Source organism: Acinetobacter terrae, assembly GCF_013004375.1.
In the GTDB taxonomy this organism is placed as follows: Bacteria; Pseudomonadota; Gammaproteobacteria; order Pseudomonadales; family Moraxellaceae; genus Acinetobacter; species Acinetobacter terrae.
On sequence record NZ_JABERI010000024.1, the window covers coordinates 21,465 to 33,143 of the forward strand.

At 41.1% G+C, this 11,679-nt stretch carries 12 protein-coding genes and 3 pseudogenes; 4 read left to right on the forward strand and 11 right to left on the reverse strand.

All coding sequences use genetic code 11. The features are described from left to right. The 3 genes from HLH14_RS10240 to HLH14_RS10250 all read right to left on the reverse strand — a co-directional run bounded on the left by HLH14_RS10240 (nt 1) and on the right by HLH14_RS10250 (nt 3,068). The gene (locus tag HLH14_RS10240; RefSeq protein WP_067724341.1) at nt 1-660 is read right to left on the reverse strand and encodes a response regulator transcription factor; all 660 of its coding nucleotides are present in this window, start codon (nt 658-660) and stop codon (nt 1-3) included. Nucleotides 661-839: 179 nt separating this feature from the next. Further along, the gene (locus HLH14_RS10245) at nt 840-1,202 is read right to left on the reverse strand and encodes a NirD/YgiW/YdeI family stress tolerance protein (RefSeq protein WP_067724340.1); all 363 of its coding nucleotides are present in this window, start codon (nt 1,200-1,202) and stop codon (nt 840-842) included. Between the two features lie 108 nt (nt 1,203-1,310). Continuing rightward, complete coding sequence (locus tag HLH14_RS10250) at nt 1,311-3,068, reverse strand: GspE/PulE family protein (RefSeq protein WP_067724339.1); 1,758 nt, start codon at nt 3,066-3,068, stop codon at nt 1,311-1,313. Nucleotides 3,069-3,326: 258 nt separating this feature from the next. On the opposite strand from HLH14_RS10250, the gene HLH14_RS10255 reads away from it, so the two are divergent. Next, on the forward strand, nt 3,327-4,577 hold the full coding sequence (locus HLH14_RS10255) for an MgtC/SapB family protein (RefSeq protein WP_155859817.1): 1,251 nt from the start codon (nt 3,327-3,329) through the stop codon (nt 4,575-4,577). Here the strand turns inward: HLH14_RS10255 and tsaA are convergent. Next, the gene (gene tsaA, locus HLH14_RS10260; RefSeq protein ID WP_081406231.1) at nt 4,574-5,296 is read right to left on the reverse strand and encodes a tRNA (N6-threonylcarbamoyladenosine(37)-N6)-methyltransferase TrmO; all 723 of its coding nucleotides are present in this window, start codon (nt 5,294-5,296) and stop codon (nt 4,574-4,576) included. The two genes, HLH14_RS10255 and tsaA, sit on opposite strands and share 4 nt — an antisense overlap. A 105-nt stretch (nt 5,297-5,401) precedes the next feature. Here tsaA and HLH14_RS10265 point away from each other — a divergent pair, with 105 nt between their 5' ends. Next, nucleotides 5,402-6,181: a ferredoxin--NADP reductase gene (locus HLH14_RS10265; RefSeq protein WP_067724336.1), complete on the forward strand. Its 780-nt coding sequence runs from the start codon at nt 5,402-5,404 to the stop codon at nt 6,179-6,181. A 72-nt stretch (nt 6,182-6,253) separates the two neighbouring features. On the opposite strand, the gene HLH14_RS10270 is transcribed toward HLH14_RS10265, so the two are convergent. From HLH14_RS10270 to HLH14_RS16195, 6 genes and pseudogenes are all read right to left on the reverse strand, one after another. Then, nucleotides 6,254-6,436: a hypothetical protein gene (locus tag HLH14_RS10270; RefSeq protein ID WP_067724335.1), complete on the reverse strand. Its 183-nt coding sequence runs from the start codon at nt 6,434-6,436 to the stop codon at nt 6,254-6,256. A gap of 35 nt (nt 6,437-6,471) precedes the next feature. Next, nucleotides 6,472-6,726: a hypothetical protein gene (locus HLH14_RS10275; protein WP_067724334.1), complete on the reverse strand. Its 255-nt coding sequence runs from the start codon at nt 6,724-6,726 to the stop codon at nt 6,472-6,474. 209 nt (nt 6,727-6,935) lie between these two features. Continuing rightward, nucleotides 6,936-7,562, reverse strand: a complete 627-nt coding sequence (locus HLH14_RS10280) for a cation transporter (RefSeq protein ID WP_067724359.1) — start codon at nt 7,560-7,562, stop codon at nt 6,936-6,938. Between the two features lie 160 nt (nt 7,563-7,722). Further along, nucleotides 7,723-8,165, reverse strand: a pseudogene (locus HLH14_RS10285) (arsenic resistance protein); the annotation flags it as partial. Nucleotides 8,166-8,215: 50 nt separating this feature from the next. After that, a pseudogene (locus HLH14_RS10290) lies at nt 8,216-8,721 on the reverse strand (arsenate reductase ArsC). Further along, a pseudogene (locus HLH14_RS16195) lies at nt 8,718-9,041 on the reverse strand (metalloregulator ArsR/SmtB family transcription factor). Before HLH14_RS16195 ends, HLH14_RS10290 begins: the two co-directional pseudogenes overlap by 4 nt. 154 nt (nt 9,042-9,195) lie before the next feature. Here HLH14_RS16195 and trhP point away from each other — a divergent pair. Both trhP and HLH14_RS10305 read left to right on the forward strand, forming a co-directional pair. Continuing rightward, nucleotides 9,196-10,596, forward strand: coding sequence for a prephenate-dependent tRNA uridine(34) hydroxylase TrhP (gene trhP, locus HLH14_RS10300; RefSeq protein WP_155859816.1), 1,401 nt, complete (start codon nt 9,196-9,198; stop codon nt 10,594-10,596). Nucleotides 10,597-10,608: 12 nt separating this feature from the next. Continuing rightward, nucleotides 10,609-10,860, forward strand: a complete 252-nt coding sequence (locus HLH14_RS10305) for a YfhL family 4Fe-4S dicluster ferredoxin (protein ID WP_067724332.1) — start codon at nt 10,609-10,611, stop codon at nt 10,858-10,860. Nucleotides 10,861-11,115: 255 nt separating this feature from the next. Here the strand turns inward: HLH14_RS10305 and HLH14_RS10310 are convergent. Further along, nucleotides 11,116-11,679, reverse strand: a 564-nt coding sequence (locus HLH14_RS10310; RefSeq protein ID WP_171533034.1) for an FAD-dependent oxidoreductase, incomplete at its 5' end; no start/stop codon positions are given.

An 11,679-nucleotide genomic window follows, 5' to 3' on the forward strand; every position in this document is an offset into this window, starting at 1 on the left:
TTAATCTTGACTCATGCGATAGCCCAAACCACGAATGGTTTTGATATATTGGCTGCCTATTTTTTTACGTAACTGATAGATAAACACTTCTATGGCATTACTTTCTATTTCATCGCCCCAAGCATAGAGTGATTCTTCCAGTTGTTCACGCGTGATCACATATTCAGGCTTTTGCATCAGTTTATGCAAAATCTGAAATTCCTTGGCGGTTAAATTTACGGTTTGACCATCTTGAGTCAGTGTTTTGGCCTGCGGATCCAAAACTAGATTCGCATAACGTAGATCTTGCCCTGCTGTTGCTTGATGCTGTCGTAATTGCGAACGTACACGTGCGGAAAGTTCTTCCAGACTGAAAGGCTTGACCAGATAATCATTGGCACCCAAATCTAAACCTTCGACCCGGTCATGAATACTATCGCGCGCGGTAATAAAAATCACGGGGGTTTGTTGCTGCTGCGTTCGTAAAGTTTTGAGAATCTCGTCCCCAGTAGCTTTAGGTAGCCCACGATCGAGCAAGACACAATCATACTGATGTTGCTCAATCGCTAAAATGGCATGATCGCCACGCTCGACCCAGTCAATATTATAACCATCCATTTCTAACCATGTTTTGATGCTCTCTGCTTGGGAAGCATCATCTTCTGCCAGTAAGATTCGCATGTGTTGTTCTCATATATGAGGCATTTTCTACTTTTAAGATAGCATGCTTTAAAAATCGCTTGATTCAAAAAAACCACATGAATAATGCATGTGGTTTTAAGAGAAATATAAAAGGAGATAGACAACTTCCTCCTTATAGCTTTATTTCAATTGATCGGCTATGCAGTGAATCAACTGAATTAGAATTTAACCGCATCTACATCAATTTCAACACGTTTCGCAGGTTTGTAATCAATGTCGACTTCACCAGTGATGGTCACAGGGGTTTTGGCATTTACAGGTTTACCCTGCCATAATTCGTCATCAATATCGACCGTAATCGTGCCAGTGTTATCACGGAATTGGTATTTTTCATCACCGACCGCTTTAACTACATAACCTTTGAGCTGTACCTTGGTATCATCTTTTAAAGTTAAGGCATGTTTAACCGTCGTAGTCGTTTGTGGTGCAATGGCAGCTTGATTCACGGCAGTATTGGCAATGGCAAATGTAGTTGCACCCACCAGACCTGTAATTAAAGTTGCTTTAGAGATCATGTTCATGTTGAAGCCCTCATCTTTTTGTTGATCATTTCGATGAAGCTATTAAAACAAATCAAGATGAGGTGAATCTTAAGATTTTTTCATTTTCAAAATTTTCAAAAAAAATCCTTAATTCAAAGGAACCACCCGCAAAACTTCTTCCAAAGTGGTCAGTCCGTCCAGAACTTTACGTGCACCGGCAATACGCAGCGGTTCAACGTCCTCTTTCTTGGCTTGTTGACGCAATTCATTCAAATTGGCATTTGCACTGATCAGTTGTTTGGTCTCTAAACTTAAAGGCATAAATTCATAGATGCCGACACGCCCTTTATAGCCGGTATGTCGGCACTCTTCACAACCGACCGCTTGGTACACAAAATTTGGCATCTCTATCGTAAAGTCGTAGGTCAAATGCTTCCATTCTTGCTCATTGATAAAGGTTTCTGTTTTACAATGCGGACAAAGTTTTCGCACCAGACGTTGTGCCAATACCCCTAAAATCGTAGCGGCAGTTAAAAATGGTTGTACGCCCAAATCGTGTAGACGGGTCAAACTCGATGGCGCATCGTTGGTATGTAAAGTGGATAATACCAAATGACCTGTTAGCGCAGCTTGAATCGCCATATTGGCAGTATCCTGATCACGAATCTCCCCGACCATAATAATGTCTGGATCCTGACGCATTAAAGCGCGCACGCCATCAGCGAAACCTAAATCAATGCCCTGATTGACCTGCATCTGGTTAAAGCTCGGTTCAAGCATCTCAATGGGGTCTTCAATGGTACAAACATTGACTTCTTCTGTGGCCAGCTGTTTCAGTGAAGAATATAGCGTGGTCGTTTTCCCCGAACCGGTCGGACCTGTCACCAGAATAATGCCGTGGCTATGTGCCGTTAAAGCTTGCCAATCATTGAGTAAGCCGCCTTCAAAACCCAGTTGTTGAAAACTACGTACCAACACTTCCGGGTCAAAAATACGCATCACCAATTTTTCACCGAAAGCCGTCGGCAAAGTCGATAAACGCAACTCGGTTTCTTGTCCTTTTGGAGTACGGGTTTTTAAACGTCCATCTTGCGGTTTACGTTTTTCCGCAACATTCATGCGACCTAAAATTTTGATGCGCGAAATCACGGCGGTCAGCGTATTGGCCGGCATTTTATAAATAGTGTGTAACACGCCATCAATTCGAAAACGCACCTTACCTGTGTCTTTACGCGGTTCCAGATGGATATCACTCGCCCCTTGCTCAAAAGCGAACTGCAATACCCAATCCACCAGCTTCACAATATGCTGATCATTGGCATCCGGGTTTTGCGTATCACCCAGTTGTAAAAGCGCTTCGACGCCTTTGTTATCACGGTCATAAGCACTGGATTTTTGCGATGAGTTAACCGCACGACTGACTTGGTAATACTCGACTAAATAGCGCTGTAATTGATCTGGGCTTAATAACACACGCTGAATTTTTCTTGGCGCAATCGTATGTTCAAGATTGGCCACCCATTCAGTTTTAAAAGGTTGATCGGTTGCAATCAGGACTTTATCCGCCTGAATTTCAACCGCCAAAATTTTATTACGTACAGCAAATTCTTGCGACATGATATTGGTCAAAGCACCGACATCAGCTTTCAAGGGATCAATAATATAAAAAGGGATCTTGGCTTTTTCTGCAATCCACTGACACAAACGGTTTAAGGTCAATGTGGATTGCGGATGGGATAGATCGACTAAATTAAAATGTGCAATCCACTGTAATGGATGCCATTTCAACTGCTCACGTTGGCGGTGTGTAGTTTGTATCAGTAGCTTGTTGCGCTCGGTAATACGTCCATCTTTTTGTAGTTGTTCCAGACACCAAGACGTGTCCATTTCAAAATTAAAATTCATTGTTCTAAGCCCCAAAACATAAACACACTATAGCAAACTAAATTTCATCTGACTTCAATCACCTTTAGAAAAACAGCATTACTGCCATTTACTAAAATTGATCCATTTCTCATCGGTCATTCAAATAAAAACTATAACTATTTGGCAGCGATTACGCTTTTACTTTCATTCATTTATAGCGAATAATGCTAAAGGTGCTGATTAATTAAACACCCCCCTTTTCCATACTTCGGCTATTGGATGAACCCTGTGAATAACATGCTTAATCTGTCACTGCAAAGCACATCATTTCAAGAACTGCTGATGATTATGGCAGCGGCATTAGGCTGTGGTTTGCTGATTGGTTTAGAACGTGAACGCAGTAAGCAACGTGAAAATCAGCACAGTTTTGCCGGTGTCCGCTCATTTGTGATCTGTGCATTACTCGGTGCGCTATGCTTTATCTTTGGACCTGTTTTTGGGGTTGTGGGTGCAATTAGTGTCGGTGCAATTAGTATTTTTTCGCTTAAAAATCAGTTGAAAGATCCGGGTGTGACCACTGAACTGGCATTTGTGATGACCTATTTTATTGGGGCACTGTGTATTTGGAATGTCACACTGGCTGCAAGCTTATCTGTCGTACTTACCTTTATTTTAATGATGAAACATTCAATTCACGGTTTTGCAGGAAAATGGATCACCGAAGCAGAATTTAAAGATGGTTTATTTTTACTGGCCTTGATTTTAATTGGTTTACCACTTACTCCAAATACCCCTTTATGGGGCACAGTTCTCAACCCGCATATTATTTTAAAACTGCTCACTTTGATTCTTGTTGTACAAGCATTGGCACATATTGCTAAACGCTTACTTTCAACAAAAAAAGCGCTCATTCTTTCTTCCATTGCCTCTGGATTTGTATCCAGTACCGCAACGATTGCGCATTTAGGCATGCAAGTACGCAATGAAGGTGTCGATGCTCAATCAAATGCCGGTGCAGCACTGATGTCCTGTATTTCAACTTTAGTTCTATTATTCATTGTTGTAGGAGGTGTCTCTTTAACTTGGTTAAAGCTGCTGATATTTCCCTCGCTAATCGCCATGGCTATTTTAGCGCTTTGTGCTTACTGGCTTTTACGTAAAGCAGAACCTGTTGAAGAAATAGAACCTGAAGATAGTCCCATGTTTAGCTTAAAAGAAGCAGCGATTATTGCCGGGACGTTAACAGTCATTCAGGCAGGTGTGTATGGCTTAGAGCTTTTACTCGGTGATTCGGGTTTAATTGCAGGTACACTCTTGGCTTCACTGTTTGAAATTCATGCCGCTGCGGCCGCAGTAGTTATACAAGGTGAACCCACAAACACCAGTTTATTGTATGCAATGATGCTCGGTTTGGGCGCGCATGCGGTTTCTAAATCCATTAATGCAGCCATCAGCGGTGGATTAAAATTTGCACTTTATTTTGCACCGGTGCAAATTCTGCATATGGCCATTTTAATTGGTGTGCTTTGGTGGATGGTACAGCGTTAAGCCGAAAGCGGAATCAGTGCGACCACTGTAATATGATCCAATCCCACAGAAAAGCTCACATCAAAATCGGCAAAATTCATCTTGTAAATCCGCTCAGGATCATTTTGATAAGCTGGTCTTGGATCCAGCGATAACACCTGTTCCAGTTCATTCACAATTCGACGATCTAACTTTTGATCTCTAATTAAATCCTGCTTTTGTTGCTCTGCATTTTCTGTCCAAATAACCGTCATTCGTTCAGGCTCATCCTGTGCATAACCACTTTCTGCATCCTGCACTGCATCTGAGTATTGAATATAAGGCTTGATATCTATAATGGGTGTGCCATTCAACAAATCACTGCCTGTGACATAAACCCGAACCGACTTACCGACTTTTTTCACTTCTTTGAGTTGAACCACAGACAAACCCATAGGTGCAGGACGGTACATGCTGCGTGTCGCAAACACGCCTATTTTCTTATTGCCGCCTAAACGCGGTGGACGGACTTGTGGGCGAAATTTTGGATTATCTTGTTGATTCTTATTGTCATGAAACTGCCAAATCAACCACAAGTGACTGAATTCATTGATACCTTCAAATGCAAGCAAATCATTATAAGGTTCCAGCATTTCAATATACGATTCGACCTGAACCAAATTTGGTTGTCTGGGGATGCCAAATTTTTCACGATAGGGAGAATTCATATACCCGATTATTGGCACTTTAAGCTCAGTCATAATCACTTTTTCTGATAAGGTCAATTAAATATATTCAGTTTATCGAGAATGTTTTTAGATTAGAATAGTAAGCTGTTCTAATCTGATAATTTATTGAGACCTTTAATGGCTGCTTTCAACGTCGAAAAGATTACTCACGTACACCACTGGAATGACACATTATTCAGTTTTAAAACCACTCGTGACACTGCGCTACGTTTTAAAAATGGTCAATTTGTGATGATTGGACTGGAAGTAAATGGTAAGCCTTTAATGCGTGCTTATTCTATTGCTAGCGCTAACTATGAAGAAGAGTTAGAGTTTTTCTCTATTAAAGTGCCAGATGGTCCTTTAACTTCTATTTTACAAAAAGTAAAAGTTGGCGATGATATTTTAGTATCACGCAAACCGACAGGAACTCTGGTTCTTGACGACTTAAACCCAGGTAAAAACTTGTACCTTCTTTCTTCAGGTACAGGCCTTGCACCGTTCTTGTCAACAATTCGTGACCCTGAAACTTATGAACGCTTTGAAAAAGTGATCGTGGTTCACGGTACGCGCTTCATCTCTGAATTGGCTTACCAAGACTTGATTCTAAACGAACTTCCGAACCACGAATTCTTTGAAGAACTGGGTATTAAAGACAAATTGATTTATTACCCAACTGTTACTCGTGAAGAATTCCACACTCAAGGTCGTGTAACTACTGCAATTGAATCGGGTCAACTGTTTGAAAAAATTGGTTTACCACGTTTCAACCCAGAAACAGACCGCGCAATGTTGTGTGGTAGCCCGGCATTCCTAGATGACGTTGTTGCTTTGCTTGATCAACATGGTCTAAAAGAATCTCCGAAAATGGGTGTTCTTGGCGACTACGTGATTGAACGTGCATTCGTTGAAAAATAAGATTCCGCTTTTTAGAATCGAAATCAAAAAAACCGAGCTAAATAGCTCGGTTTTTTAAATCTCTCGATTTAATTATTTGCCTTTACCTTCTTGGTTCGCCTGCCCAGTACAACCTGCACCACCACCAATCACAAAACCACGTTCTGCTTTACATGAACCAATCATTCGTCCATTCGAATCAAAGGTGGTTACTGTTGAAGCACAACCTGTCATCAATACAGCGCAAGCCAATGCGACTAAGCTAGAAATTTTCATCATATTTTCCCTACTATAAATTTTTTAAAAAGTGATTAATTATCTGAAAGTATAATTTTCGATGATTTAGGTGGCAGGGGTAACAATCCTGACTGTTGATCAATCTTTGAATAATCCACACCTTCAGAATTAGCCCCACCGTAACAAATTGCGCGAGCACCCAATATAAAACCAGAAGTGGCTTTGCAAGAACCGATCACTTGACCCGTTGCATCATAGGTCACAACTTTCGAGCTACACCCCGTGATCAGCAACACCGTCCCCATGCCTAAAAATTTAATTAATTTCACCAAACCCCCTACTAAAATTCTCTAAAATATCTAATTTATTTTGAGAAATTATTTACATTACTTATATTTAATTTAAATTCTATCAAAATGTTTTTATTTGTAAAGTGGTAAATATTATGTGAATTTGAATGTTTATATTTGCTTAGAAATGTTTTTAATTCTTATAAAAAAAACTGCTCTTAGGCAGCTTGTTATAAAAATTTCATGATCTACATTGTTACAGACTGATGCTCTTTCCGCTCCCGCAGTGCCCTTTTAATCACCTGATAACCACCTGTTAGCGCTAAAATAGAGATCACCAAAGCCACTATTAAATCTGGAATCAAGCTGCCAGTTCCAAAAACTCCTACAGCAGCAAGAATTACGGCTGCATTACCAATGGTATCATTACGGCTACATAGCCAGACTGAACGCATGTTGGCATCCCCATGTCTAAAAGCATAGAGCAATGAAGCTGAAACAAGATTAGCAATTAATGCGAGCACACCAATTACCCCCATGGTCATCGCTTCCGGGGGAATTCCTTGCACATAGGCGTAGACTATTTTACCAATCACGATAAAGCCAAATGTAGCCATGACTATTCCTTTCAGTAAGGCTACAGTCGCACGCCAATACAAGCTTATCCCCATCACAGCAAGTGAAATGCCATAGCTCACTACATCACCAAAGAAGTCCAAAGCATCTGCCCAGAGTGCCGAGGAATGTGCATAAGCTCCCCCAATCAGCTCAATCACAAACAAAAGCAGATTAAGGATCAGTGCAATCCACAAGGCTGTACGGAATTTCCCATTTGGCTTTTGAGGAGCAGATTCATGATCGCAAGTACATACCATTTGCATCAGCTTCTGTGGCGTCATTGATAAAATCATTGTATTCTTTTTATTCAAAACGATGCAGTAAATCCAATTTCCAGTCATGAAAACAGTAAAAATATTTAAATAAGTTTCTGGCAGAGAAAACTCGTCTGTGTATCGATGACATTCGTTTTTATGAAAAACTAATAAAGAACATCAGCACAAAGTAAATGGTCAATGGAATGGCGATGTGTAAAACATCCAACGATAAACTGACAACATCGCCACAATAGTGAATAGCAAGGCGAGTAGACTTAAGGGGACTAATTTTTGCAATAAACTGGCTTTGATACCACAGCAAACCTTTCGCTTTAACCAGGAATAATCGAGTTAGAAAACCCAATAAAAATGGAATCCCTAAATAGATCAGTACCGCTTGGGTAATGGTCCAGAAGCTGACATCAAGCACTTGTCTAGCCACACCAAAATATGGCGGCAAGTAACTTAAAAACAGCCATGCATAAATACTCATGCATAGATACTAAAGAACAGCATCTGGAAGATGCTGTTAATTGCCACCAATGCCACGACATATTGGTTATCGCCACAGGCCAGATTGCTCCAGACCAAAACCATGGCAACAAAAATCCACAAGGTTAAATTACGATCAAGAAAGGACAATTTTCTAGCAGTCATGACCTTGTCGATGAGGCAATTTCAGAAATTTTATTGATTTCAGCAATTAATTTTTCAGGGCTTAAATAGGCTAAATCCAGAGCAAATAAGGTATCAAAACGACGGTTGATATGCTCCACTGTCTGCATAAATGCCTGCATTTTTTCATCTTCAGGCACCTCTAAATGCGATGGATCTTCCAGCCCCCAATGCGCTTTTATCGCTTTACCCAGATACAAAGGACTGGGTTCTTCCACTGCTGAACCACACACGGTAATCACGACTTGCGGATTAAACCATCACAATCCTGCATGGTTTTACTGGATAAACCTTGCGTCGAAATTCCAAAATTTTGTAAAGTTTTCAGGGTTAAAGGATGGACCTTTCCAGTCGGTTTACTACCTATACTACAGGCACTAAAATCTTCCGGTGCACGGGCATTAAAAATGGCTTCTGACAAAATGCTACGGCGGCCATTTACAGTACATAAAAAATAAAATTCATTATTATTCCAATCACTTATTCACAACGATTTAAAGATTCACAAGCAGATAGATTTACAGCATCAAAATACTTCTCTTGAGCAGACACAGTGTTTAAAACGTCCAGACACCACTGCGGCAAATCCGCTTGCAAGCTGTAATAAATTCACTGACCTTGGCGGCGATCTTGCAAAACACCGCTAGTGCGTAATAATGCCAAATGTCGTGAAATTTTCGGCTGACTTAAATCTAAGCTTGCCGTTAAATCACACACGCATCGTTCGCTCTGTTTCACAATCAGCATGAGGATGTCTAAGCGCGTTTGATCAGCCAGACATTTAAAAAAATCAACCTGATCTATAAGATATATATGCATATTCGTATTTACATATACATTAGCTCAAGTTTGATGCTATTTCGATGACACAGCTGATAATTCCGAGTTTTTTACTAGGTTGAATCTAATTTTCAAATCCATACAATAAAGCCATATTTTTTATATGCCTTTATTTTTCATGAGCATGACGACCGTTACCGAACTCCTCTCTCCTGCTGGCTCACTCAAAAACATGCGCTATGCATTTGCCTATGGTGCCGATGCGGTATACGCAGGTCAGCCGCGTTATAGCTTACGTGTACGTAATAATGCCTTCGATCATGACAATCTAAAAATAGGTATTGAGGAAGCTCATGCCTTGGGCAAAAAATTCTATGTGGTGGTGAACATCCAACCGCATAACAGCAAACTCAAGAATTTTATCCGTGACTTGGAACCCGTGGTTGCCATGCAACCTGATGCGCTGATTATGTCCGACCCTGGTCTGATCATGATGGTACGTGAACATTTTCCAGATGTACCGGTTCATCTTTCGGTACAGGCCAATGCAGTCAACTGGGCAACGGTAAAGTTCTGGCAAAACATGGGATTAACCCGGGTAATTTTGTCCCGTGAGTTATCAATCGAAGAAATTGAAGAAATTAAAAACAATGTGCCGGGTATGGAAATTGAAGTTTTCGTGCATGGTGCATTGTGTATGGCTTATTCCGGTCGTTGCTTACTTTCAGGCTATATGAACAAACGTGATGCCAATCAGGGCGCGTGCACCAATGCGTGTCGCTGGGATTATAAAATTCACGATGCAGTTGAAGATGAAACTGGAGATGTCATTCCAGTTCAACACATTGAAGAATCCTCATCATGCTGCCAACATAAAGATGCCGACGAGCAACACGCCCTAGAACAACATCAATTTGGCGAGCCGGTTTTATTACAACGCAATGAAGAAGACATGTTTGCTGCTGAAGAAGATGAACATGGCACTTACTTCATGAACTCAAAAGACTTGCGTGCGGTACAGCATGTCGATCGTTTGGCGAAAATGGGCATTCATTCGCTGAAGATTGAAGGTCGTACCAAATCTTATTTTTACTGTGCCCGTACTGCACAAATCTACCGTAAAGCCATTGATGATGCTTTAGCAGGCAAACCTTTTGATCCATCTTTAATGACCCAGCTTGAAGGCTTGGCAAACCGCGGTTATACCGAAGGTTTCCTGCGTCGTCATGTGCATAGCGAATATCAAAACTATGAAACCGGTTCATCACGTTTTGACCATCAACAGTTTGTCGGCGAAGTTTTAGAACGTAACGGTGACTATATCAAGATTGATGTGAAAAACCGTTTTGTGGTGGGTGATTCTTTAGAGTTAATGACGACGAAAGGCAACATCAATTTTATTTTGACTGAGATTAAAGATAAAAAAGGCAATTTGATTGAAGATGCCAAAGGTTCAGGTCATGTCGTTGATATTCCAGTTCCTGCCGATGTCGACATGCGTTATGCCCTGCTGATTCGAAACTTGCCGAATTCAACTGCAGATATTTCTGCCGCATCTTTGGCTTATCAAGCGATTTAAAGCGAGATAGATATGGCATTACTCATCACCGATAAATGCATCAATTGTGATATGTGCTTGCCTGAGTGCCCGAATGAAGCGATTTATGAGGGCGACAAGGTGTATGAGATTGATGTAAATCGTTGTACTGAATGTGTCGGTTTTTATGACCATGAGACTTGTATTGCGGTGTGTCCGATTGAATGCATTATTCCGCATCCTGAACATATCGAAACTCAAGAACAATTATTAGAAAAGTTTAAAGGTTTGAATCTATTTTTATAACAATAAACTTGGGGAAAGAAGAATAACAAGTCGTAACTACAAAAAATGTAAATCATAAAAAACGTGAATCATAAAAATAAAATGTAAAAAGCAAAAGTGCGTGGGGATACTTTGGCTTTTTATAAAATGCCAGAGATAAAAAAAGGAACTCAGCGTTAGCGCCCTGAGTTCCTATAAAAGGGTAAAACAAAAACTTGGGGAACTAAAGCCAAAGTGTCTATGTCTAAGTCTACATAGCCACTTTGGCTTTTTTACTTATTGCCCGTTACGGATAATGTAATCAAAAGCAGAAAGTGATGCCTTCGCTCCTTCACCGGTGGCAATGATGATCTGCTTGTACGGCACCGTGGTACAGTCACCGGCAGCAAACACGCCCTTGACATTGGTTTCGTTGCGCTCATTAATCACAATCTCGCCACGGTTGCTGAGTTCCACTTTAGAGGTTTTCAGGAAATCCGTGTTTGGCAACAGACCGATCTGGACAAAGATCCCGGCCAATTCGATGGTTCTGATTTCATCTGTGGCACGGTCCTTGTATTTCAGCGCTGTCACCTGTGAACCGTCACCGACCACTTCTGTGGAAAGTGCATTCATGATCACCGTGGTATTCGGCAAGCTGTTGAGCTTGTCCTGCAGCACCTGGTCGGCACGCAGTTTGGTATCAAACTCAACCAGTGTGACATGCTCGACAATCCCGGCAAGGTCAATTGCCGCTTCCACACCCGAGTTACCGCCACCAATCACCGCAACACGTTTGCCTTTGAACAATGGACCGTCACAGTGCGGGCAGTACGCCACACCACGGGTTTTGTATTCCTG

Coding starts and splice junctions, on each gene's coding strand:
- HLH14_RS10240 (WP_067724341.1), bottom strand. CDS start 660: ATGCGAATCTTACTGGCAGAAGATGATGCTTCCCAAGCAGAGAGCATC.
- HLH14_RS10245 (WP_067724340.1), bottom strand. CDS start 1,202: ATGAACATGATCTCTAAAGCAACTTTAATTACAGGTCTGGTGGGTGCA.
- HLH14_RS10250 (WP_067724339.1), bottom strand. CDS start 3,068: ATGAATTTTAATTTTGAAATGGACACGTCTTGGTGTCTGGAACAACTA.
- HLH14_RS10255 (WP_155859817.1), top strand. CDS start 3,327: ATGCTTAATCTGTCACTGCAAAGCACATCATTTCAAGAACTGCTGATG.
- tsaA (WP_081406231.1), bottom strand. CDS start 5,296: ATGACTGAGCTTAAAGTGCCAATAATCGGGTATATGAATTCTCCCTAT.
- HLH14_RS10265 (WP_067724336.1), top strand. CDS start 5,402: ATGGCTGCTTTCAACGTCGAAAAGATTACTCACGTACACCACTGGAAT.
- HLH14_RS10270 (WP_067724335.1), bottom strand. CDS start 6,436: ATGAAAATTTCTAGCTTAGTCGCATTGGCTTGCGCTGTATTGATGACA.
- HLH14_RS10280 (WP_067724359.1), bottom strand. CDS start 7,562: ATGGTATGTACTTGCGATCATGAATCTGCTCCTCAAAAGCCAAATGGG.
- trhP (WP_155859816.1), top strand. CDS start 9,196: ATGAGCATGACGACCGTTACCGAACTCCTCTCTCCTGCTGGCTCACTC.
- HLH14_RS10305 (WP_067724332.1), top strand. CDS start 10,609: ATGGCATTACTCATCACCGATAAATGCATCAATTGTGATATGTGCTTG.